Origin of the sequence: Desulfuromonas sp. KJ2020 (assembly GCF_024197615.1) — a bacterium.
GTDB lineage: Bacteria > Desulfobacterota > Desulfuromonadia > Desulfuromonadales > SZUA-540 > SZUA-540.
In genome coordinates this window covers 1154746-1178007 of sequence record NZ_JAKUKE010000003.1, presented here as the reverse complement: position 1 = coordinate 1178007, position 23262 = coordinate 1154746, and the positions used below count along the sequence as shown (strand labels likewise).

23 protein-coding genes are annotated in these 23262 nt (G+C 57.2%); 19 read left to right on the top strand and 4 right to left on the bottom strand.

What is annotated here, in order from left to right:
• The first annotated feature begins 25 nt into the window (after positions 1 to 25).
• From MJO47_RS13890 to glnA, 10 genes are all read left to right on the top strand, one after another.
• Positions 26 to 835: a ZIP family metal transporter gene (locus MJO47_RS13890; protein WP_371926703.1), complete on the top strand. Its 810-nt coding sequence runs from the start codon at positions 26 to 28 to the stop codon at positions 833 to 835.
• 13 nt (positions 836 to 848) lie between these two features.
• On the top strand, positions 849 to 1799 hold the full coding sequence (sppA, locus tag MJO47_RS13885) for a signal peptide peptidase SppA (RefSeq protein WP_253961710.1): 951 nt from the start codon (positions 849 to 851) through the stop codon (positions 1797 to 1799).
• Positions 1796 to 2260, top strand: a complete 465-nt coding sequence (locus MJO47_RS13880; RefSeq protein ID WP_253961709.1) for a nucleoside recognition domain-containing protein — start codon at positions 1796 to 1798, stop codon at positions 2258 to 2260. Before sppA ends, MJO47_RS13880 begins: the two co-directional genes overlap by 4 nt.
• The gene (locus MJO47_RS13875) at positions 2260 to 2697 is read left to right on the top strand and encodes a nucleoside recognition domain-containing protein (RefSeq protein WP_253961708.1); all 438 of its coding nucleotides are present in this window, start codon (positions 2260 to 2262) and stop codon (positions 2695 to 2697) included. Before MJO47_RS13880 ends, MJO47_RS13875 begins: the two co-directional genes overlap by 1 nt.
• Before the next feature lie 31 nt (positions 2698 to 2728).
• Complete coding sequence (locus MJO47_RS13870) at positions 2729 to 3742, top strand: DUF3187 family protein (protein ID WP_253961707.1); 1014 nt, start codon at positions 2729 to 2731, stop codon at positions 3740 to 3742.
• A 219-nt stretch (positions 3743 to 3961) separates the two neighbouring features.
• Complete coding sequence (locus MJO47_RS13865) at positions 3962 to 4642, top strand: PolC-type DNA polymerase III (protein WP_253961706.1); 681 nt, start codon at positions 3962 to 3964, stop codon at positions 4640 to 4642.
• A gap of 14 nt (positions 4643 to 4656) precedes the next feature.
• On the top strand, positions 4657 to 5187 hold the full coding sequence (locus MJO47_RS13860) for a ferredoxin domain-containing protein (RefSeq protein ID WP_253961705.1): 531 nt from the start codon (positions 4657 to 4659) through the stop codon (positions 5185 to 5187).
• A 16-nt stretch (positions 5188 to 5203) separates the two neighbouring features.
• Complete coding sequence (locus tag MJO47_RS13855; RefSeq protein ID WP_253961704.1) at positions 5204 to 5797, top strand: NUDIX domain-containing protein; 594 nt, start codon at positions 5204 to 5206, stop codon at positions 5795 to 5797.
• A 231-nt stretch (positions 5798 to 6028) separates the two neighbouring features.
• Positions 6029 to 6367 carry a P-II family nitrogen regulator gene (locus tag MJO47_RS13850; RefSeq protein ID WP_155875739.1) on the top strand — a complete coding sequence of 113 codons (339 nt, stop codon included), beginning with the start codon at positions 6029 to 6031 and terminating at the stop codon, positions 6365 to 6367.
• A 69-nt stretch (positions 6368 to 6436) separates the two neighbouring features.
• Complete coding sequence (gene glnA, locus MJO47_RS13845) at positions 6437 to 7846, top strand: type I glutamate--ammonia ligase (RefSeq protein ID WP_253961703.1); 1410 nt, start codon at positions 6437 to 6439, stop codon at positions 7844 to 7846.
• Between the two features lie 98 nt (positions 7847 to 7944).
• Here glnA and thrC read toward each other — a convergent pair whose 3' ends face one another.
• Entirely contained in the window at positions 7945 to 9333 is a 1389-nt protein-coding gene (gene thrC, locus MJO47_RS13840; RefSeq protein WP_253961702.1) for a threonine synthase, read from the bottom strand.
• Positions 9334 to 9462: 129 nt separating this feature from the next.
• Positions 9463 to 11724, bottom strand: coding sequence for an NADP-dependent malic enzyme (locus tag MJO47_RS13835; protein WP_253961701.1), 2262 nt, complete (start codon positions 11722 to 11724; stop codon positions 9463 to 9465).
• Between the two features lie 525 nt (positions 11725 to 12249).
• Here MJO47_RS13835 and MJO47_RS13830 point away from each other — a divergent pair.
• From MJO47_RS13830 to MJO47_RS13795, 8 genes are all read left to right on the top strand, one after another.
• Complete coding sequence (locus tag MJO47_RS13830) at positions 12250 to 12741, top strand: metallophosphoesterase (protein WP_253961700.1); 492 nt, start codon at positions 12250 to 12252, stop codon at positions 12739 to 12741.
• Between the two features lie 20 nt (positions 12742 to 12761).
• Positions 12762 to 13250: an HIT domain-containing protein gene (locus MJO47_RS13825; protein WP_253961699.1), complete on the top strand. Its 489-nt coding sequence runs from the start codon at positions 12762 to 12764 to the stop codon at positions 13248 to 13250.
• Positions 13247 to 13552 carry a lipopolysaccharide assembly protein LapA domain-containing protein gene (locus MJO47_RS13820; RefSeq protein WP_253961698.1) on the top strand — a complete coding sequence of 102 codons (306 nt, stop codon included), beginning with the start codon at positions 13247 to 13249 and terminating at the stop codon, positions 13550 to 13552. Before MJO47_RS13825 ends, MJO47_RS13820 begins: the two co-directional genes overlap by 4 nt.
• Positions 13553 to 13642: 90 nt before the next feature.
• Positions 13643 to 14242 (top strand): MotA/TolQ/ExbB proton channel family protein, encoded by a 600-nt coding sequence (locus MJO47_RS13815; protein ID WP_253961697.1) that lies wholly within the window; start codon positions 13643 to 13645, stop codon positions 14240 to 14242.
• Positions 14243 to 14246: 4 nt separating this feature from the next.
• Positions 14247 to 14654: a biopolymer transporter ExbD gene (locus tag MJO47_RS13810; protein WP_253961696.1), complete on the top strand. Its 408-nt coding sequence runs from the start codon at positions 14247 to 14249 to the stop codon at positions 14652 to 14654.
• Positions 14654 to 15631: an ROK family protein gene (locus MJO47_RS13805; protein ID WP_253961695.1), complete on the top strand. Its 978-nt coding sequence runs from the start codon at positions 14654 to 14656 to the stop codon at positions 15629 to 15631. The genes MJO47_RS13810 and MJO47_RS13805 overlap by 1 nt, the downstream gene beginning before the upstream one ends.
• Before the next feature lie 54 nt (positions 15632 to 15685).
• Positions 15686 to 16774: a 6-phosphofructokinase gene (locus MJO47_RS13800; RefSeq protein WP_253961694.1), complete on the top strand. Its 1089-nt coding sequence runs from the start codon at positions 15686 to 15688 to the stop codon at positions 16772 to 16774.
• Between the two features lie 88 nt (positions 16775 to 16862).
• Positions 16863 to 18875, top strand: coding sequence for a methyl-accepting chemotaxis protein (locus MJO47_RS13795; protein ID WP_253961693.1), 2013 nt, complete (start codon positions 16863 to 16865; stop codon positions 18873 to 18875).
• A 44-nt stretch (positions 18876 to 18919) separates the two neighbouring features.
• On the opposite strand, the gene MJO47_RS13790 is transcribed toward MJO47_RS13795, so the two are convergent.
• Complete coding sequence (locus MJO47_RS13790; RefSeq protein ID WP_253961692.1) at positions 18920 to 19882, bottom strand: cation diffusion facilitator family transporter; 963 nt, start codon at positions 19880 to 19882, stop codon at positions 18920 to 18922.
• A gap of 15 nt (positions 19883 to 19897) precedes the next feature.
• Positions 19898 to 20419: a hypothetical protein gene (locus MJO47_RS13785; RefSeq protein ID WP_253961691.1), complete on the bottom strand. Its 522-nt coding sequence runs from the start codon at positions 20417 to 20419 to the stop codon at positions 19898 to 19900.
• 224 nt (positions 20420 to 20643) lie between these two features.
• Between MJO47_RS13785 and mutS the strand changes: the two genes are divergently transcribed.
• Positions 20644 to 23262 carry a DNA mismatch repair protein MutS gene (mutS, locus tag MJO47_RS13780; RefSeq protein WP_253961690.1) on the top strand — a complete coding sequence of 873 codons (2619 nt, stop codon included), beginning with the start codon at positions 20644 to 20646 and terminating at the stop codon, positions 23260 to 23262.

The following is a 23262-nucleotide window of genomic DNA, read 5'->3' as shown; positions in this document are numbered from 1 at the left end:
TCGCCCTTTGTCGAGGAAGGAAATGATCGAGACATTTTATACTCTTCATCCAGTGATGCAGGCCTTTCTGGCGACCTGCCTTACCTGGCTGGTGACATCCCTCGGGGCGAGCGCGGTTTTCTTCAGCCGTCAACCCAGCCGGAAGACCCTGGATATTATGCTCGGCTTTGCGGCCGGGGTCATGATCGCCGCCAGTTACTGGTCCCTTTTGGCTCCGGCCCTTGAAATGGCGGAAGGTCAGGGAAGCGTGCCCTGGGTTCCGGCTGCAGTGGGTTTTTTAGCCGGCGGCATTTTTTTGCGCCTGGTTGACAAGTTTCTGCCGCACCTGCACCTCTTTCTGCCAAGAAGCGAGGCAGAAGGAATCACCACCAAATGGCGGCGCAGCACCCTTTTTGTGCTGGCTGTCACTCTCCATAACATCCCCGAAGGCCTGGCGGTAGGAGTGGCCTTCGGCGCGGTCGCCGCCGGGCTGCCCTCGGCGACCGCGCCAGCCGCCATGGCGCTGGCTATCGGCATCGCCATTCAGAATTTCCCCGAGGGCATGGCGGTGTCGGTGCCTTTGCGGCGGGAAGGGGTTTCACGGTTCAAGAGTTTTATGGCTGGCCAGTTCTCCGGCATGGTCGAGGTCTTTGCCGGGGTCATCGGCGCCGCCACCGTGATGATTTCCCAGCCCATCCTGCCCTACGCCTTGGCTTTTGCTGCCGGAGCCATGATTTTTGTCGTCGTCGAAGAGGTCATTCCCGAGTCTCAGAGCGGCAACCACGCCGATGCCGCCACCATGGGGGTGATGCTGGGGTTTACCGTGATGATGATTCTCGATGTCGCTTTGGGATGATGCCGGAGAGCCAATGATGAAAAAAACACTTCTGCTTCTGGTACTTTTTCTGCTGCTGACGGGCTGCATTTCGGTCAAAGGACTGCTGGCGCCCGGTACGGCCCCCCTTGAAGAACAGGTGGTCAGTGGGGAAGGGAAGGGAAAAATTCTGGTGGTCGATATCAGCGGCATCTTGGTGATGGATCGCCTGGGACCCGACTTTTTTAGCAAGCGTGACCCGGTACTGTCCCGTTTGCGGGAAGAGCTGGATCTTGCCCGCCAGGACAATAAGATTGTCGGCCTGCTTCTGCGTATCGACAGTTCCGGAGGTTCGGTCACGGCGAGCGATATTCTCTACCACGAAATTTTCCGCTTCGGTCAGGAACGGCAGCTACCTGTTGTCGCCCTGGTGCTTGATAAGGCCCTTTCGGGGGGCTACTATGTGGCGCTGGCCGCCGACGAAATCATCGTTCACCCAACCTCCGTGGTCGGAGGTGTAGGCGTGGTGGCGCTTAAGTTCAACCTGGCCGGGCTGCTGGAAAAGTGGGGAATTGCTGATGATAGCGTCAAGAGCGGCGAATACAAGGATTTCTGGTCGCCCTTGCGGGCCAGCAGCCCTGAAGAGACGGCGCTGATGCAGGGGATCACCGATCGCCTGCATCAACGATTCATTGATCTGGTGGCGGAGCGCCGGGGCATCAAGGACTGCACCTTGAAGCAGGTCGCCAAAGGTACCCTATTCGATGCCAAACCAGCGCAGGCGCTTCGACTGGTCGATTCCCTGGGCTATTTCGATGACGCCATCGGGCGGGTCCGCCAACTGGCGGGGGTGGAAAAGGCCAGGGTCATTCTCTACCGTCGCGCCGGCGCCAACGCCGGCAGCATCTATGCTGCCGGCAACCCTATCCTGCACACGATGATGCGTCTAGAGGGGATTGCCGAGGAAATGACCGGCCCCTCTTTTCGATATCAGGTGACCCCGTGAGCCAAGCGGCCGCTGACGAAAATATCCCCAGCATTGCTGACCGCATTCGTAACGGGCTCAAAGGCGGTTTTCAGACAACTTTCAAGCTCCTGAAGTTTGTGCTGCCGCTGTATGTGGTTGTCGACCTGCTCAAAGGCACGGCTGTGGTAGAGGTCATCGGCAGCTGGTTCGCCCCGTTGATGAAGCTTTTTGGGCTGCCGGGCGAAGCTGCTTTTGCCTTTGTAGCGGCTTTTCTGCTAAACCTCTATGCCGCTATTGCCATCATGGCTCCTCTGGATTTGACCCCCTGGCAGGTCACCCAGTGCGGACTGATGATGGGCATTGCCCACAATCTGCTGCTCGAAGGGGCTGTGCTCGGTTCCACCGGGGCCCGGGGCGGAGTCCTCACCGCCTGTCGCCTGCTTATCGCCTTGGCCGTCGGTCTATTGATGCAGGGGCTGCACACCCTCGGAGGCTGGTGATGGAAGCTCTCGTCCCGGCCGTGCTGGGTGCCCTGAAACTGGCCCTTAAATTGGTCCTCATTATCGTCCCTCTGGTAACGATCTTCGAGGTGCTCCGCTATATGCCTATCTTTCGCCGGGCGGGTCGCGCCGTGGATCCTCTCATGCGCGGCATGGGGCTGACCAGGGATGCAGCTGTTCCCCTCTTTACCGGTATTTTCCTGGGCATCGCCTACGGCGCCGGCATCATTATCCGGGTGGCGCAGGAAAAGAAACTGCCCAAGCGCGAACTCTTTCTGATGGGACTGTTTCTGGCTACCTGCCACGCCGTTGTGGAGGATACCCTTATTTTTGTGGTTATCGGCGGTAATGCCTGGATTATGCTGGGAGTCAGAGTATTGATTGCTTTTGCCCTGACCGCTGTGCTGGCGAGGTTATGGAAGTGGCGAAGCGATTAAGCTGATAAATATTTTCCCCTGGATCGATGCGATGCCCTGTCTGCGCCCGTTCATTCGACGGATAGTTATAGGTTTCTGGATTCTCTTCGCTCTAGGGACTCCCGATTTTGCGACGGCCAGCGATAACGGTGGCAGCGGCATCTTCAATCTGCGGTCTCAGTCGCCCATGCAGAGCCTGCGCATGGTGACTCCGTTCCAACCGGCGGACACCATCAGGCCGGGCTGGCATCTTTTATTGACCGCCACGCTCTCCAATGTCTGGGCACAGGAGAGTACCTACGCCATGGATTACGAAATGGCCGATGTGCAGGCTGGGGTCGGCTATGGTTTCAATGACCGTCTTGAATTGGCGGCCGGCTACGATAACCGGGCCTATTATGGAGGGGTGCTTGATGGCTTCATCCAGGGATTTCACGATCTTTTCGGCATCGATCAGAACGGCCGCGACGAAGTGCCCAAAGGGCAGAGCCGCGTCATCCGCGCCGGCCCTGTTCCAGAAGAATCGGACGCCGATATCTTCAACAACAGCGGTGTCAGTCTCACGCTGAAGTACGATGCCTTTGCCGGGAATCGCTGGCTGCCCGCCGTCAATATGTCGGGCTCGGTTCGTTATGGTCTGGATAATGGCCAGGCCTTCAGTGATAACCATCCGGTGGATTACGGGTTTTCACTCGGTTTCGGTAAACGTTTCAGCGAACGATGGTACGCCCACCTGATATTGTCGTATACCGTTTTCGATCTCACCGTGGCCCGTGACTATGACAGGTTCACGCCTATCCGCATGAAAAATCAGCAGGCCGGCGGTTTGCTCTCCTTTGGCTATGAGCATTCACCGCGCTGGACCTTTCTGGGCCAATATATGGTACAGGAGGCCGCCATCAAGGACATCAGCGGTCTTGACGAACCGAGCCACGAGATACACGTTGGGTTCAAATATCGCTTTCCCCAGATGGGTACCCTCGAATTCGCCCTGATCCAGAATATCGTCAGCATGGACAACAGCCCCGATTTCGGAATCCATCTCGGTTGGGCCTATCCGTTTTAGAACTCGCCTGTTAGCCAATACCGCTGAGTCAACTCTGGTCAGCTCCCGGGATTTTTCCTCTGTTAACCACCTTTACTGCTTATGCCCTCCTGTGTTTTCCTGAAGGTCTTATCACTGCTGCCAATTTTTTAAGTACGAGGGTGGATTCTTGTCCTGTAATCAAGTAAAACCTGATAGAAACAGAGATCAATGACCGTATTTGTAGAAAAGGAACGATCGATGAGCGCCATTTTAGAAAAAACGCCCGTAGTGATACTCGATTTTGAAACAACTGGCATGGCGCCAGATCGTGGAGACCGGGCCATCGAAATCGGCGCCGTGCGGATTGAGGGTGACCGTATAGTCGATCGGTTCCAAAGTCTTATGTGCCCGGGCCGACGGGTCAGTCCCTTTATTGAGGACTACACCGGCATCACCAACGCCATGCTGCAGGATGCTCCGGAGCCGGCCCTGGTCATGCGCCAGTTCCAGCGTTTTTTGGCAGACAGTCCGTTGGTGGCCCATAATGCATCGTTTGACCGTCGCTTTCTGGAGAGTGAATTCAGGCGGGCCGGACTGCCTCTGCCGGCAGAATATTCCTGTTCCCTGCTGGTGGCGCGGCGGCTCTATCCCGAAGCCCCCAACCACAAACTGGCCACTCTGGTTCATTATCGGGCCTTGCCCGTGACAGGAAATTTTCATCGTGCCCTCGCTGACGCCGAGATGACCGCTCATCTCTGGTTGGGGATGACCGCGGATGTTCGTGATCGTTGTGGGCTCGAGCAAGTTCCCTTTTCCCTCATGCAGGCACTGGAGAAAGTCAAGATCAAGAAGGTGGCGCAGTTTCTGGAGTCGGCCGCGGGTGTTGCCAGCGCTGAAGAGTGTCATTTAAAGGGATGTAATCTTATTAAAACCGTGTGAACAGGAGAATCACCATGTTGATGATGAACAAAGAAGCGGAAGAGCAGGGGATTTTGCAGGCGGCCCGGATGATCTGCATCGCCGCCCGGACCGCACCTAAGGGAAGGGGCAAGGATCTGCTGGTCTCGGCTATTCTCACGGGAGAGGAAAAGGATGCTATTCAGCTCAAGATGGTCGAGATAGCCGAACGCGATTCCGTGTCGTTTTTCGCGCGGGATGCGGGCAATCTCGAACAGTCCCCCGTACTGGTCCTGCTGGGCACCCGCAAGGAGGCCATGGGCCTGCCGCATTGCGGTTTTTGCGGTTTTGCCGACTGCGCCACCATGGTCAAGGCGGGCGGAACCTGCTCCTTCAACAGCGGCGACCTCGGTATCGCCGTCGGTTCAGCCGTAAGCCGGGCTGCCGATATGCGCATCGACAACCGTATCATGTATTCGGCTGGCAAGGCGGCGGTCGAGATGAAGTTTCTGGGGCCCGACGTCGCCATCGCCTACGGTATCCCCCTGTCTGTTTCCGGCAAGAGCCCTTTCTTTGACCGCAAGTAAGGGCAGGGGAGGGGATGTGGCTGAAAAAAAGAACGAAATTTTCGATATTGTGGACGAGAACGACCAGGTGATCGGTCAGGCTCCCCGTTCACGCTGCCATGGCGATCCGAGTCTCATCCACCGGGTCGCCCATGTGCTCGTGTTCAACCGCGATGGCTGCCTGCTATTGCAGAAAAGGGCCCAAACCAAAGATATTCAGCCCGGCAAGTGGGACACCAGCGTCGGTGGCCACCTCGATCCCGGCGAGAGCTACCATGAAGCGGCTCGCCGGGAAATGGCCGAGGAACTCGGTATCACGAGTATCCCCTTGACCTATCTCTATTCCTCGAAAATTCGCAACGCCATCGAATCGGAGAATGTGGCGACCTACCTGTCCCGCTATGATGGCGAACTGATCTTCCCTCCGGAAGAGATCGAGGAGGTGCGTTTCTGGTCGCCTGCCGAGATTGAAGCGTCCTTGAACCAGGGGATCTTTACCCCCAATTTCGAAGAGGAATGGGTTTTGTTCAAGGACTGGTTGCGGCGCCGGCCCATCGACCTGGATCGCCCCATCGCTTTTTGTGCCGGAGACAGTTTCCCGGATCTGCTGAGTGAGTTGTGCAATAATTGAGCAGTTGGCCGTGGGGCTGATTAAAAGATCGCCAGCAACCGAAGGCAGTCTGACGGTCTGTTTGGTAGGTGTTGAAAAAGCGTAAATATTTTAATCATTTAAAAAATTGTTTGCCGCTGATGGAAATAGGCAGGCAATTTGCTATTGTTTTCTGGCAAGCCGGTTGTTCTTGTGCCGGCAGCCGTGACTTACGGGTCCGACAGGGCCACATAATCCTGGGAGGTTACTGCGATGAGGAAAGTTGAGGCGATTATCAAGCCTTTCAAACTCGATGAAGTCAAAGAAGCGCTCAACGAAATTGGCATTCAGGGGATTACGGTTAGCGAAGTCAAAGGCTTCGGCCGTCAGAAGGGCCATACGGAGCTGTATCGTGGCGCCGAGTATGTAGTCGATTTCATTCCCAAAATAAAAATGGAAATCATTGTGAAAGACGACATGGTCGCCCAGGTTGTCGATGTCATCGCGGAGGCGGCCAGGACCGGCCGCATCGGCGACGGCAAAATTTTTGTCACCCCCGTCGATGAGGTCGTCCGCATCCGTACCGGCGAGCGCGGCGACGAGGCACTCTAGTTAAATATTCCAATTCCACAAACCCCATTTGCAGGTTGAACTCAAAACACCCGTCAAAGGAGATTTAGGATGACGCCGAGAGAAGTTGTCGCGTTCGCGACAGAGAACAAAGTCGAAATGGTCGATTACAAATTCCTCGATTTCGTGGGAATCTGGCAGCATTTCACGACCCCGATCAGCGAGTTCAGCGAGGATGTTTTTGAAGAAGGCCTTGGTTTTGACGGGTCGTCGATTCGTGGCTGGCAGCCGATCCATAACAGCGACATGACCCTGATCCCCGACCCGACCACGGCCAAGATTGATCCGTTTCCCGAAATACCGACGCTGAGCATCATCTGCAATATTTACGATCCCATCACTAAAGAAGGCTACACCCGCGACCCCCGTTTTATTGCCCGTAAAGCGGAAGCCTACCTGAAATCGACGGGCATTGCAGACACAGCCTATTTCGGCCCCGAGCCCGAGTTCTTCGTTTTTGACGATGTGCGCTTCTCTTCTACCGCTAACCAGGCCTTCTATTGTGTCGATTCCATCGAGGGCGCCTGGAACACGGGTCGTGAAGAATATCCGAACCTGGGCTACAAGCCTGCCCACAAGGGCGGTTATTTCCCGGTAGCACCTACCGATTCCCTTATCGATCTGCGCAATGAAATGGTGCAGGTTCTGCAGCGCGTCGGCATGCGCATCGAGGCCTCCCATCACGAGGTGGCTTCCGGGGGACAGTGCGAAATCGATATGCGCTTCGATTCCCTGCTGCACATGGGCGATACCCTGCAGTGGTTCAAGTACATCATCAAGAACGTCGCCTACCGCAACGGCAAGACCGTCACCTTCATGCCCAAGCCGATTTTCGGCGATAACGGTTCGGGGATGCACTGCCATCAGTCCCTCTGGAAAGATGGCGTCAATCTGTTTGCCGGTGACGGTTATGGCGGTCTCTCCAAAATAGCCATGTATTACCTCGGCGGCATTATGAAGCACGCCAAGGCCCTGTGTGCTTTCACCAACCCCAGCACCAACTCCTACAAGCGTCTGGTCCCGGGTTACGAAGCGCCGGTCAATTTGGCTTACTCCAACCGTAACCGCTCGGCTTCTCTGCGGATTCCTGTAACCAGCAATCCCAAGTCGAAGCGTATCGAGTATCGCACCCCCGATCCGTCCTGCAATGGCTACCTGGCCTTTTCGGCCATGCTGATGGCCGGTCTCGACGGTATCGAAAACAAGATCGATCCGGGCGATCCTCTCGATAAGGATATCTACGGCCTTTCACCGGAAGAACTCAAGGATATCCCGAATGTTGCCGGCACCCTTGAAGAGGCATTGCGTAGCCTCAAAGAGGATCACGCTTTCTTGCTTAAAGGGGACGTCTTCACCGAGGATGTTATCGAAAAGTGGATCGAGTACAAAACCGAGGCGGAGGTCAATCCAGTCCGCATGCGGCCTGTGCCTCTCGAGTTCGCCCTGTATTACGACTGCTAAGATCGAACAGGTAGTACCTGAACGCAAGAACGCCCCTGGTCATAGATGGCCAGGGGCGTTCTTGCGTTTCGGCGGTTTAAGAAAAAGGACGAAGCCCTTTAGATGGCGTGATCTTGCAGAAAATCCTTGACGGCTTGGGCGTCAGCATCAAGGATGACGCAGCGTTTCTCGCGGGATTCGATCCCTTCCAGTGAGGCTGGACGCTCGGGATCGCTGCCGATGCTTTTCCGCACCGCCTCGCCGAATTTAGCCGGGTGGGCGGTGGCCAGGCAGACGACGGGATAGTCGCCGCCGGCCAGTTCGCGTCCAGCCTTCACTCCGACGGCGGTGTGCGGGTCGAGCGTATAGCCCGTGGCTCGATGGAAGTCCTGAATCGTGCCCAAAGTGTCGTCGCCATCGACGGTCAGGGCCAGAAAATCATGGGACACCTGCTCTCGCTCGGCGTCACTGAAGGCCAGGCGGCCGGTCTTTTGCAGGGTTTCCATGGCCTCCGCCACGCGGGTGCTGTTCTGCTCGTAGAGGTAGAAAAGGTAGCGTTCGAAATTGCTGGCCAATTGGATGTCCATGGAGGGCGAGTAGGTCTGAGCCACCGCGCTGACGCTGTAGTCGCCGTCACGGACGAAACGGCAGAGGATGTTGTTTTCGTTGGTGGCCAGAATCAGGCGCCGAATGGGAAGACCCATGCGACGGGCGATATAGCCGGCGAAGATATCCCCGAAATTACCGGTGGGTACGCTGAAGTAGATTTCCTGGCACCCCGTCTCCGCTGAAACGCGGCCCCAGGCGTAGAAATAGTAGACGACCTGCGCCAGCACACGAGCCCAGTTGATGGAGTTCACCGCGCCGAGGGCATGCTTCTCTTTGAAAGCCAGATCACTGAAGGCTTCCTTGACGATACGCTGACCATCGTCGAAGGTGCCGCGAATGGCCAGGTTGAACACGTTGGGATCGACCACCGTGGTCATCTGCAGTTCCTGAATGGGCGAAACCTTTCCGTGAGGATGCAGGATGAAGATATTGATGTTTTCTTTGCCTCGTACGCCGTAAATTGCGGCGCTACCGGTGTCGCCGGAGGTCGCCCCCAGGATGTTCATCTTCTGCCCGCGTTCTTTGAGCAGGTATTCGAACAGATTGCCGAGAAACTGCAGGGCGACATCCTTGAAGGCCAGGGTCGGACCATGGAAGAGTTCGAGGATATAGATGCCGTCCTTGTGAACGACGGGGGTCACGTCCGGGTGGGTGAAGCTCTGGTACGAGCGGTCGATAAGATCCTTGAGGTCAGCGGCCGGGATGTCACCGACGAAGCGGGACAAAATCTGAAAAGCGAGTTCAGGATAGGCCAGCTTGGACAGGGCGGCAATGTCACCTGGGGTCAGCATAGGGATCGACTCAGGCAGCAGCAGGCCGCCGTCGTCAGCCAGCCCCATCATGACGGCATCTTTGAAAGTCAGGTTGCGGACTTTGCCGCGGGTACTCAGATAACGCATATTTTTTGTCTCTCCGTTTCAAAAAGATCCAGGCATTTTAACAGGAACCATTCTGGGAGGGAAGAAAAGAAGAAAAAAGGAGGGGCAAATAGGCCCCTCCTTCGGTATTTATCGGTGATGGCAACGGGTTTAAGAGACCGACGCTTCCTGGGCGTCGACCACGGCGACGGCAGCCATGTTGACGATGTCGGCGACATCGTCACCGCGCTGCAAGACGTGTACGGGCTTTTTCATGCCCATGAGGATGGGGCCGACCGCTTCGGCGCCACCGAGTTTGGCCAGCAGCTTGTAGGCGATATTGCCGGACTGCAGGTCGGGGAAGATCATGACGTTGGCATTGCCTTTGAGTTTGGAGAAAGGGTACTGGCGGGCGATGAGGTCGGGATCGAGAGCGACGTTCGCCTGGATTTCCCCGTCTATGACCAGATCCGGGGCCCATTCCTGCACCAGGGCCGTGGCCCGTTTCACTTTCAGGGAGAGAGGGTGCTCGGTGCTGCCGAAGTTGGAGAAGGAGAGCATGGCGATGCGCGGCTCTACCTCAAAGTAGCGAGCCTTGTGGGCTGTCAGGATGGCCGTTTCCGCCAGCTCTTCAGCGGTTGGTTCGATGGTGACCGTGGTGTCGGCGCAGAAAACGACGTCTTTCTTGAAAACCATCATGTACAGGCCGTGAACCTTCGACAGGCCATCCTGTTTGCCGATGACCTCGAGGGCGGGGCGGATGACGTCGGGGTAGTGATGACTGACACCGGAAAGAAGGGCGTCTGCATCACCATTTTTGACCATCATGGCGCCATAGTAGTTGCGGTTCTTTTTAATCAGACGCGAAGCTTCGGCCAGGGTGACCCCTTTGCGTTGACGATCCTGGAACAGCATGTCGGTATACTCGTCAGTTTTGTCTGCGCGCATGGTATTAATGATTTCGACGTTGCCAAGATCGAGTCCGAGTTCCTTGACTTTGGCGTCGATCTCATCCTTGAAACCCAGCAGGATGGGGATGGCGATGCGCTCATCGATGAGAATCTGTGCGGCACGCAACACTTTTTCGTCTTCGCCTTCGGGAAAGACAATGCGCTTCGGGTTGGCTTTGGCTTTGTTGATGAGCGCCCGCATGATTTCCTTGGAGCGTCCCTGCAGGGCCTCAAGAGATTCGCGATAGCGCTCCATGTTTTCAATGGGGCGACGGGCGACGCCGCTGTCCATGGCCGCCTGGGCGACAGCGGGGGCGACGTGCAGCAGCACGCGGGGATCGAAGGGTTTGGGGATAAGGTATTCGCGGCCGAATTTGATTTCGACATTGCCGTAGGCTTTGCGCACCGAATCCGGAACGTCCTGTTTGGCGAGACCGGCCAGCGCTTTGACGGCCGCCATTTTCATCTCGGCGTTAATAGCGCTGGCGTGGGTGTCGAGTGCCCCGCGGAAGAGGAAGGGAAAACACAGGACATTGTTGACCTGGTTGTTATAGTCGCTGCGACCGGTACCGATGATGACATCGTCACGCACTGCCTTGGCTTCGTCGGGTGTAATTTCGGGGTCCGGGTTGGCCATGGCGAAGATGATGGGATCTTTGGCCATAGAGGCCACCATTTCGCGAGTGACGGCTCCTTTGACGGATACGCCGAAAAAGACGTCGGCGCCAGTCATGGCTTCTTCCAAGGTGCGCATCTCGGTGTCGTTGGCGAGGCGCTCCTTGTATTCGTTCATGCCGCTGGTGCGTCCTTTGTAAATGACGCCCTTGCTGTCACAGAGGTACATGTTTTCAATTCTGGCTCCCAGGGTGAGGGCCATGTTGGCGCAGGCGATGCCAGCGGCACCGGCACCGTTAACCACGATGCGTACATCCTCGATTTTTTTGCCGATCAATTCAAGAGCATTGAGCAGGCCGGCGTTGGCGATGATAGCGGTGCCGTGCTGATCATCGTGAAAGACCGGGATGTTCATGATTTTCTGAAGTTCTTCTTCGATATAGAAGCATTCAGGACCCTTGATGTCCTCCAGGTTGATGCCCCCGAAGGTCGGTTCCAGCAGTTTGACGGTACGGATGATTTCGTCGGGATCCTTGGTGTCCAGTTCGATGTCGAAGACGTCGACATCGGCAAACCGCTTGAAAAGAACGCCTTTCCCCTCCATGACGGGCTTGCCGGCCAAGGCACCGATGTCCCCCAGGCCAAGGACCGCCGTCCCGTTGGAAACGACGGCGACCAGGTTCCCCTTGGCTGTATACTTGTAGGCGTCGTTGGGGTTTTTTTCGATCTCCAGGCAGGGTTCTGCCACCCCCGGGCTGTAGGCGAGGGAAAGGTCGCGACTGGTGGCGCAGGGTTTCGTGGTAATGACCTCGATCTTGCCTTTGCGGCCGGTGCTGTGGTAATCCAGCGCGTCTTGCCGTTTGGACATGGTTTTTTCCTTCCTGTAAAATGGTTTTTTAGTTTAGCTAAAAAATACCTTTTGTGGAATTGCTTCCCTTATCTTACTTGCTTGAAATTCTTAAGTAAAAAACATGAATTTTGCGGCGGAAGCCTTTAGTAAGATTAAAACGAACCATAGCCAGCCACTGCAGGCTTGTCAAGCGCAATCTGCCTCTTGCCGCCCTATACAATAACCGTGTTTAAAAAAAGGAAGTGTAGTCACCAAGCAATGGCGGTGCCAAGTTATTTTAAACTGTATGCTCTACCAAAAATACACCGCGAAACGCCCGGGTCAAGGATGTTGAATAGTTGTTTGTTTTTTACGGTCGCCTCCTGTACCGTCCAAAAACAACCTGACTGGCTGTTTTTGGCCAGTTGTCCGAATGGGGGGTCCTGTAGACGTCCGGGGATAGGATATAATTGACAGGCTGTGTTGAGCAGAGGTAAGAATGACTGGCACCGTTGGTTCTAAAGATGTAGATTTTATGACCAAATTTTCCAGGGAACAGGTCTTATGCTTCGAATTGGCGTCTTGTCTGACACCCATTTTTCCAGCCCCCAGGACGGGATGGAGCTTCTGGAACGGTTGCAAGGCAGAGAGTTCAGGGAGGTTGATCTCATTCTGCATGCAGGCGATGTGGTTCATCCGGAATCGTTGATTGCCTTTGACGGCATCCCCCTGTATCTTGTCCGAGGAAATATGGACCCCCCGCAAGCCGGGGTGCCGATCAAGCGGATCGTCGCCTCAGGGGGCTTTCGCATCGGACTCATTCACGGTTGGGGGGCGCCCGACGGCCTGGAGGAGCGCGTGATGGCCGAATTTGCGGGAGAAGCCCTCGATTGCCTGGTTTATGGCCACAGTCACCACTGGGCCAATCACCGTAGAGACGGCCTGCTCCTTTTTAATCCCGGCAGCCCGACCGACCGGCGCGCAGCGCCTTTTCACTCGGTTGGCATTTTGGAACTCGGCCAGGACATTCAAGGCCATATCCTGCCGATCAACTAAGGTTCGAAGGGAGAAACTGTATGGAAAAGCTGTGGGCACCCTGGCGTATGGAATATATCTACGGCGAGACACCTCAGGGGTGTGTCCTCTGCCTGGACGAGGACCGTGCCAACGATCGACAGCGCCTGGTTCTGTACCGGGGGGAGCACTGCTTCATTATGATGAACAAGTTCCCTTATACCAACGGCCATCTGATGGTTTCGCCCTTTCGCCATACCTGTTGTCTCGAAAATCTCACCGATACCGAGGCGCTCGAAATGCATCAGCTGGTCGTGATGGCTCGGGGCGTGCTGCTCGACTGTTTCAGTCCGCAGGGGTTTAATATCGGCATGAACCTCGGCCAGATTGCCGGCGCCGGTATTGCCGATCACCTTCATATGCATATCGTGCCGCGTTGGAGCGGTGACACCAATTTCATGCCAGTTTTCGCCGATGTCCGTGTCATCCCCCAGCACATCCAGGCGACCTATGAGAAACTGGTCGTTCATTTTGACAGGAGGGCGTCGTGAAGTCTTTCAAGATCTTTCTGCTGATTGTAGTTCTGGTTGCCCTTTTCGTGTTCAGTCTGAATAACACCCAGATGGTTAAAGTGGCCTTCGTTGGCTTTGAAACCCCCGAAATTCCCTTGTTTCTCATCGTGCTCTTCATTTTCGCCCTGGGCTTTCTGCTGGGGCTGCTGGTGGCCTCACTGGAGATGATCCGGTTGCGGCGGGAAGCGACCCAGGCCCGTAAAGCGCTTGTTAACGCGCAGGCGGGGGCCAAGCTCTCAGAGCCCGAGCCTCCTTCTTCCTCGTCGGCTGAGGTAAATTGATTTTTGCCTTTGAATCGCCCATAATGCGCTCTGGGCGCGGCGTCGCCGCCTTCTCGAAGATCTGCTGAAGAAGAAAGGACTGTAGGATTCATGTTGGAAATATTCCAAAAGGGTGGGCCGCTGATGTATCCCATCCTGCTCGGCTCGGTGCTGGCTCTCGCCATTTTTCTGATGAAACTCTGGTATTTTTTTCAGGTACAACGCGGCACCGAGCCCTTGGTAAAAGATATCGAAGAACTGGCTCGCAACAGGCGTATCGATGAGGCTCTGGTGGTCTGCCAGAAAGCGGGCACCCCTCTGTCACGCATCTTCATTGCGGCGTTGAGAGCGGCTGGCCGACCGCGCGAACATATAAAAACCGTGGTGGTGGAGGTCGGTGCCCGGGAAACAGCTCCTTTTGAGCGTTATCTGGGGCTGCTCGGTACCATCGCCACGATTTCACCGCTGCTTGGCCTGCTGGGAACGGTTTTGGGGATGATCCGCGCTTTTACGGTCATCGCCGTACAGGGCGTCGGTACCCCGGCCACCCTCGGCGGGGGCATTTCGGAAGCGTTGATTACCACTGCAGCCGGCCTGACCGTGGCCATTCCCGTCATTCTCTTTCACAAGTATCTGACGGGCAAGGCCGATCGTCTGGCGCTGGAAATGGAGATGCATTCCCTGCATCTGGTTGACCTTCTGGGGGAATAGCCCGATGGCTTTTTTGCGCAAAAAGAGAGAAGACCCCCGGGTGGACCTGACACCGATGGTCGACGTGGTCTTTCTGCTGCTCATCTTCTTTATGATATCGACCACCTTCGTGGAGACGCCGGGGCTGACCGTCGATCTCCCCGAGTCGTCTTCTCAGGCCGAAATGAAGGAACCGGACGAGATCAAGGTGTATGTCGCCCGGGACGGGGCGATTGCCATCGGCGACCAGAAGGTGAGCCTGGACCAGTTCAGGCAGCGTCTGCAGGCTTTTGGCGAAAAGGCGGCCGACACCACCTTTGTGCTCCTGGCGGACAAGGAGGCTTATCATGGCCGGGTCGTCCAGCTGATGGATGAGGCGCGCCAGGCGGGCTTTAAAAAGCTGGCTATCGCCACGGAAAGTGCTGAACGGTAATGGGTACGGCCCCTCTTCTCCTCGGCGTGGATCTCGGTGGGACCAATTGCCGCATGGCGTTGGTGGAGCCGGACGGCAAAACGTTACAGACCGAACGCACGTCGACGGACGCTTCTTCCGGCCGCGACGCTTTTCTGCAGCGGCTGGAAGGACTCTGCCATGAGATGATCCGCCGCGGGGGGGAGATGGGCAGGGCGGTCACCGCCGTCGGCATCGGTACCCCCGGCGTCATCTCGGCGGGGGGCGTCGTCGAAATATCCCCCAATCTTCCTCATCTTAATGGGCTTGCCTTCGCCGGATACATGCAGGCCGCCCTGCACCTCCCTGTGCTTGTCATGAATGACGCCAATGCCATCGCCGTAGGGGAAGCCCGGTTGGGCGCAGGCCGCCAGTTTGATTCCAGCCTGACGGTGACTCTGGGCACCGGGGTAGGTGGAGGGCTTGTCCTGAGCGGCCGCCTCTGGGAAGGGGCTGATGGTGCCGCCGGAGAAATCGGCCATATCATGGTTGAACCGGAAGGACGACCCTGTGGTTGCGGCAGCCGGGGGTGTCTTGAGCAATACAGCTCAGCCCGCGGCCTCGTTCGCAACGTTCTGGACGCCATCGACCGGGGGATCCCCAGTAGTTTATCCTCGCGTGAGCCTTCGCGGCTGACCAGCGAGCAGGTCGCTGCGGCCGCCCGCCAGGGGGACGTCGCCGCCTTGGCCGCCTTGGCCGAAGGGGGACGCCGTCTCGGGCAGGCGTTGGCCGCCGTCGCCAATCTGCTCAATATCGACGGGGTAATCGTGACCGGAGGCGCCAGCGACAGTCTTGATCTGATGCGCCCCTCCTTAGACGCCGAGCTGAAAATACGGGGTTTTGCCATTCCGGTTCGTCGTTTGAAAATCGTCCAGGGGAATCTGAAAGACCAGGCCGGGATGATCGGTGCGGCCCGGATGGCCTGGGACCGTCTGCTGGATTCAGGTAAAGGCGAATGATATGCAATCCCACGGGGGTTTGTTCGTCCTCAACTTCATGCAAGGAGAGCCTTTATGAGTAAAACTATTGCCATTCTAACTGGCGGCGGCGATTGTCCGGGCCTCAATGCCGTGATTCGCGGTGTCGTGCGCTCGGCGATCCTTAAGCGGGGCTGGAAGGTGCTGGGCATCGAGGATGGATTTGACGGCCTGGTCGGGCAGCCACGTTTTCGCACCCTCGATCTTGCTTCCGTGCGCGGCATTCTTCCCAGGGGCGGGACCATCCTCGGAACGAGCAACCGCGGGAATCCTTTTCAATATCCTCGCGAAATCGATGGCAAGGAGACTCTGGTCGATGTATCCGATGAGGTTGTGCAGAATTTCAGAGCCATCGGCGCTGACGCCCTTATCGCCGTGGGGGGCGACGGTACCCTCAAGATCGCTCGGGCTCTCAATGAGAGAGGGATCCCGGTAGTCGGCGTTCCCAAGACGATTGATAACGACCTGCGGGGTACCGATGTCACCTTCGGCTACAATACGGCCGTGGGAATTGTGACGGAGGCGCTCGACCGTCTGCATACGACGGCGGAGAGTCATCAGCGTGTCATGGTGGTTGAGGTCATGGGACGCGATGCCGGCTGGATCGCGCTTGAATCCGGGCTGGCCGGCAGCGCCGATGTGATTCTCATTCCTGAAATTCCTTTCGACCTCGGCAAGGTTTGCCAGGCCATCCGGCAGCGCAGCGCCGCGGGCAGTCGCTTCTCCATTGTCGTGGTGGCTGAAGGCGCCTTCCCCGCAGGGGGGGACAAGGTCACCCAACTCAGCGCTGAGCAGAACCTGGGTGTTGAACGCCTGGGCGGCATCGGCCAGTTTGTGAGTCATCATATTCGTCAATGCCTCGACATGGAGGTACGTACGGTTGTTCTCGGCCACCTACAGCGCGGCGGCACGCCCTCCTCCTTTGACCGTATCCTGAGTTCGCGCTTCGGGGTCAAGGCCGTGGAACTTGTTGAACAGGGAAGTTTCGGCAATATGGTGGCTTTGCGGGGACGGGAGGTTGTCGCCGTGGAAATCGAAAAGGCGGTCGGGGCCCTGAATCTGGTTGATCCTGAAGGCGATCTTGTTAAGGCCGCCGAAGACCTTGGCGTCATGATGGGGCGATAGATCGTTAGTTCTTGACCGCAGACCTGTAAAATCGATACCTTGTCAGCCAGAGTACCGCGACACACTTGGGAACAAAGGGGAGGCCGCATTGGCAACGACGGCAGTACCGGCAGAAAAAGAGCTCAACCGTAGCAGGGTTTACGCCACCGGGGGATTTGCCCTGGGAATTCTGGCGCCCCTGGGGTGGATACTCCTGAGACTTATCCTGTTCTGGGATCCCGAACAGACTCTATGGCAGCAGGTTGTCGGACCTTTTCTCGGCTCGGAAGAGGGACGGCTGCTGTACGCCTACATGGGTCTTGGCACAGCCCTGGTGCTGGGGGCCTTCGGTTTCTATCTGGGCAAGACTTCCCAGAAAATTCACGAAAGGGCTCTGCATCTGGATGAGCTCAATACGGCGATCGCCCGGCAGAAAGAAGAGTTCGAGCGACGATTCCGCGAGCTCAACAACAGCATCAAAAACTTCCATTCGATCAGCAACCACATTCAGAAATCCCTTGATGTCCGTGAGGTTCTGAAGCTGGCGGCCGACGGTCTGCACGACATCCTCGGTTATGACCGCGTCAATATTCTTATGGTCAACCGCCAACGACAGGTTCTTGAATTCATTGCCAGCCGCGGCTGCGGGGCTGACGATGTCTCCGGCATCACGCTGACTCTCGATGCGCGGGCCGGTGCCTTGTACAAGGTTGTCAGCGAGAACCGTCTGCTACTGGTTGACGATATTACCCAGTTGGGGAAGGACTATCACCTGCAGCCGCCATACGACCAGATCGAGCAGCTTCGTTCGCGTCGATTTATCCTCTGCCCCATTGTGGTGCGCGACCAGGTGGTCGGACTTTTTGCCGTCGACAACAAGATAAACCGCAAGCACATCGACGATACGGATGTCGATACGGTGAAACTCTTTGCCGATCAGGTGGCGTCCACCATCACCAAGATCGACCTGCTCGAGGCGGTCGACACCCTGACCGGCGAGCTGGAGACCACTTTTCAGGAATTGCTCAAGTATCGGCAGGAATACGGTCGACTCGATTTCGCTCTGCGGCGGGCGGCGGAGTCCAATGCGGAAGCCACGGTGGAAATTTCCCATGGCGCCGATGTCGTGCAGGGCGCCGTGACGACTACCCGCTCGGCCGCCAACGAAATTGCCGTCTCCATCGACGAGGTCGTCCAGAATATCTCCCAACTCACCGATTTTATGGATAAATCCATATCGACGATGACCGAGATATCCTCCACCATCCGCTCGGTGCAGGAAAACGGCGTCCGTTCCCACGAAATGTCGCAGACGGTCAGGGAGCAGGCCGAAAAAGGGGCCGAGGCCGTAGCCAATGCCCAGTACGGTCTGCATGGTATTTCCGAGGCGGTCGAAAGCACCGTGGAAAGCATCCAGCGCCTCTGCCAGAAGGGGGAGGAAGTCGGCAGCATCAACGAGGTCATCACGGAAATTTCGCAGAAGACCAATCTTCTTGCCCTCAATGCCTCGATTATCGCCGCCCAGGCCGGTGAGCACGGCCATTCCTTCGCCGTGGTGGCTGAAGAAGTACGCAAGCTTTCTCAGGAGACTTCCCAGTCAACCGGGGTCATTTCGTACATTATCGAGGAAATTCAGAAATATTCGCAGGAAACGGGACAGCAGGCCGAGACCACCCGGCAGCTCGTGCAGGACGGCATCGCCCAGGGAGAATATGTCGAAGAGGCGCTTAACCAGATCCTCGACAGCGCCTCGCTGGCCATGGACATGAGCCGGGAGATTCGCAAAGCCACGGAAGAGGTCTCCAAGAGTGCCGATTTCGTGACCGGCTCCATCGAACGTCTTGGCGAGATGGCGGCTCAGATATCCCAGGCCTCCAAAGAACAGTCGCAGGGAACGCGCAGCATCGCCCAGTCCATTGAAGAAATCAAGACGATGGCCGACGAAATGGCCGAAGCGACCGACCGCCAGAAAGCACACACCCGGGAGATTGAAACGGCCGTCGGCTCCGTCAGTAACATCGCCGGTCGTATTTTCTCTGCCATCGAGGAACGTCAGAAGGGGAGTCGCGAGGTTATTGAGAGCCTCGAACGGCTCCGCCGCATTGGCAGTTCGGCCGACTGAGCTCGGGTTCAATAAACTGTATGAAACACCAAAAAGAGACCTCTTCAGGGGGTCTCTTTTTGTTTTTGGGACTCTTCAAGGATATGGTCTTCCAGGCGGGTTTTGTCGGCGGGGCAGGCTTCCATCCCCGGGCAGTTTTCCTGCTGACAGGGATCGATGTGGATGATGACGTCCGCGCCGGGAATGTCTTCCTGAATACGCTTCTCCAGGTGATCGGCAATGGCATGGGCCTCTTCCACGGAGAGATGTTTGCAGACCGTCAGGTGAAAATCGATGATTTTCTGCGAACCGGCCCGGCGCGTACGCAGATTGTGGTAGTCGAGCAGAATTTTTCGGTGGGCCTCGATGAGATCGGTTATCTCCCGTCGGATTGGTTCGGGCAGTTCTTCATCGAGGACATCGCGCAGGCCGTGACGAACGAGACGCACCGCCTCAAAGAGGATATACAGGGCCACCAGGATGGACAGTGCCGGGTCGAGCCAGGGGATGTTCACGAAGGAGATCACCGCCAGACCCAGAATCAGCGCACTGTTGGTATAGACGTCCATGCTGAAATGCAACGAATCAGCCTCCAGGGCCGAGGAGTCCGTCTCCTTGGCCACGCGGCGCAGGTAGCGGCTGACCCACCAGGAGGCGATGGCGCTGATGACCAGGACAATGATCCCCTGGTTCAGGTGGACGAGTTCAGGCCCCTCTATAAGGCGCTGGACCGATTCATAGATGATCCAGCCGCCGGAGGCGGCGATAACCATGGATTGGATGATCGTGGCCAGGGTCTCGTATTTGCCGTGCCCGAAGGGATGGCATTTGTCCGCCGGCTGGACGGCACGACTGATGGCGAAGAGGTTCACCCCCGACATTAAAATGTCGAGAAGCGAATCGATGGCCGAGGAGAGAACGGCCATCGAGCCGGTGGCCAGGCCGGTGGCCAGCTTCAGTGCGGCCAAACCGCTGGCCATGGCGATGGAAATGCGGGCCGCGGTGACTTTGGCTTTTGCAGAAGACATGCGGGACTCGCTGGGTCAGGGGTTATCTTTCAGAGAGCAGGCCGCCTCCCATGGGAGGTAGCCGTCTTTCTCGATGGCCCAGAAGCTTTCGATACGCTGACGGTAGTAGTCCAGGTTCTCGCAGTCTTTGTCGATGGCGGCCGCCAGGTCGGTACTGATTCGGCCGGCGCCGGCCAGGTAGCGGTAGAAGGCCTGGATTCCCTGCAGAAGAGAGGTGAGCTCCACCATGTTGGGTTCCAGATTGCGGACGATGTACCAGTTGCCGGCAAATTGACGTACGCGGTGCGGACGCAGGCGGAAGATATTCTCACGACAGTGGTCGATGACGAAGTCTTTCAGGAAGTAGGAGGCTCCATAGGCTTTTTCGCTGGCCGCCTCAGGACTGTGGGCCTGCTCCTCGACCAGATCGAGATAAAAAAGTTTGAGAAGCTGGTCGACCAAGTCGCTGAGGCGTATTTCATCCTGCAGGCTGTTGACGTCGAAATTTTCGGGGGCAAAAAGTTGAGCGGCCGCGGCCGAGAGGTCTGCTTGGGTCATTGATAATCTCCTTGGCTGCCGGTTTATCTATCACTGCGACCGGTCAAGGTCAAGGTTTTTGACCTTTTCGCCAAGAAGAACGCCGGGATTGCTATTTACATGAAAAGGGCGGTTTGTTAACATAACTCCGCTTTTGTCCGGCGCTTTCAAAGCTGTCCCGTCGCCGGACCATGTGGCATTACTGTTTCCAGATCATTCTATCCACTTTGAGGTTTTTGTCGTTCATGTCCAGTACTACTCCCATGATGCGCCAGTATCTGGAGATCAAATCCCAGTATCCCGATGCCATCCTCTTTTTTCGTCTGGGTGATTTTTACGAGATGTTCATGGAGGATGCCGTCACGGCTTCCCGCGTTCTGGACATCACCCTGACCTCCCGCAACAAGGGGGCAGCCGAAGAGGTGCCCCTGTGCGGCATTCCCTATCACAGCAGCCAGCCCTACATCGCGCGCCTGGTAGAAAACGGCTACAAGGTGGCGGTGTGCGAGCAGGTGGAAGATCCGCGCGCTGCCAAGGGGATTGTCAAGCGCGAGGTCGTGCGGGTGGTCACGCCAGGGTTGATTGTCGATACCGATACCCTGCAGCCGAAGGAAAACAACTACCTGCTGGCTCTGGTTCCCGATGAGGAGGACCGTTGGGGAATCGGCATCATCGATATCACGACGGGGGAGTTTCGCGTCACGCAGGTCGAAACCCTGGAAAGTGTGCGCAGTGAGCTGGCTTCCGTCAATCCGCGCGAGGTGCTTCTCCCCGAAGGCGCGGCCGGAGAAGAGCTCCGGCAGCTCTTGACCACTTCTCTGCAGGATCGCATGGTCAATACCCTGCCCGATTGGGCCCTGGCCGGCGACCGGGCCCAAAAACTCATCCTGCAGTTCTTTGCCAGCGGCTCCCTCGATTCCTTTGGCTGTGCCGATCTGCCCGGTGCCATCAGGGCGGCCGGCGCCATTCTCACCTACCTGGAGGAGACCCAGAAGGGGGCCCTTGATCATGTCCGGGCCCTCACTACCTATCATACCCGCGATTATATGGTTCTTGACGACGCCACCCGGCGCAACCTTGAGCTGACCGCCACCTTGCAGGGCGGCAGGAAGGGCTCCCTCCTTGGTGTGCTCGACCGCACCATGACGGCCATGGGCGGCCGGCTGCTGCGGCAGTGGATTCATCATCCCCTGGTGGATGTGGAGCGGATTCGCCGGCGCCAGCAGGCAGTAGCTGAACTCGTCGACCAAAGTCTGCCGCGTAACGATTTACGGGGCGCGCTCGATGGTGTTTATGACCTGGAGCGCCTGAACGGCAAGATCGCCATGGGCAATGCCAACGCCAAGGACCTGGTGGCCCTGTGTGCTTCTCTTGGCCGTCTTCCCGTCATCATCGACGGCCTCACAGGGTTGGAAAGTCCTTTTCTAAGCGACCTTTGTGACCAAATCGACCCTCTGGACGACGTTCAGGAGATCATCGGACGCGCCATCGCCGACGATCCTCCCTTCGTCCTGCGCGAAGGCGGCCTGATTCGGGATGGATTCAACGAATCCCTGGATGAGCTGCGCCATATCAGCAAGGAAGGCAAGGGCTGGATCGCGCGGCTGGAGGCCCAGGAGAAGGAGCGCACGGGCATCTCCACCCTCAAGGTACGGTTCAATAAAGTCTTCGGCTACTATATCGAGGTTTCCAAAGGCCAGATCAGCCGGGTGCCGGAGGACTACCAGCGCAAGCAGACCCTGGCCAACGCCGAGCGCTATATCACGCCGGCCCTGAAAGAATATGAGGACAAAGTCCTCGGCGCCGAGGACAGGATCGTCGAGCTGGAATACGATATCTTCCAGCAGGTGCGCCAGCAGGTCGCTTCGCAGGGAAGGCGCATCCAGCAGACGGCGGATGCTCTGGCGACCCTGGATGTTCTCTGTTCTCTGGCGGACCTGGCTCATGACCGTCGTTACGTCGCGCCCCAGATCGACGAGAGTCTGGAGCTGACCATCGTCGAAGGGCGTCATCCCGTCATAGAGGCCATGAACCTCAATGAGGGCTTCGTTCCCAACGATGTGGAGATGAATGGCGAGGACAATCAGCTGCTCATCATCACCGGCCCCAACATGGCGGGCAAATCCACCTTCATGCGCCAAGTCGCCCTCATTACCCTGCTGGCCCAGATGGGCAGCCTGGTGCCGGCCAGTTCGGCCCGCATCGGCGTGGCCGACCGCATCTTTACGCGGGTCGGCGCCAGCGACAACCTGGCGCGAGGGCAATCGACCTTCATGGTCGAAATGACGGAGACAGCCAATATCCTCAACCATGCCAGCCGCCGCAGCCTGATTATCCTCGATGAAATCGGCCGGGGGACCTCCACCTTCGATGGCGTCAGCATCGCCTGGGCCGTGGCTGAATACCTGCACGACAACCCGCAGGTGGCAGCCCGCACGCTTTTCGCCACCCACTATCATGAATTGACTGATCTGGCCCTGACCCGGGAGCGCGTCAAAAACTTCAACATCGCCGTGCGGGAGTGGAATGACCAGATCATCTTTTTGCGCAAAATCGTCGCTGGCGGCGCCAGCCACTCCTACGGAATTCAGGTCGCCCGGCTCGCCGGCCTGCCGGTCGCTGTGATCCAGCGTGCCCGAGAAGTCCTTAAAAATCTCGAGTCGGGGGAGTTCGAGCAGGAGGGTGTCCCTCGCCTGGCCCGGGGGAAGCAGGGCGCGCGCCCCAAGAGCAGCCCTGACCAGTTGTCGCTCTTTAGCCCGGGCACGGACGAAATCCGCCAGTGCCTGGAGGATCTCGATATCTCTACGTTGACGCCCTTGCAAGCTCTGAATATTCTGGCCGAGTTGAAACAGAAGGTGGTGTGA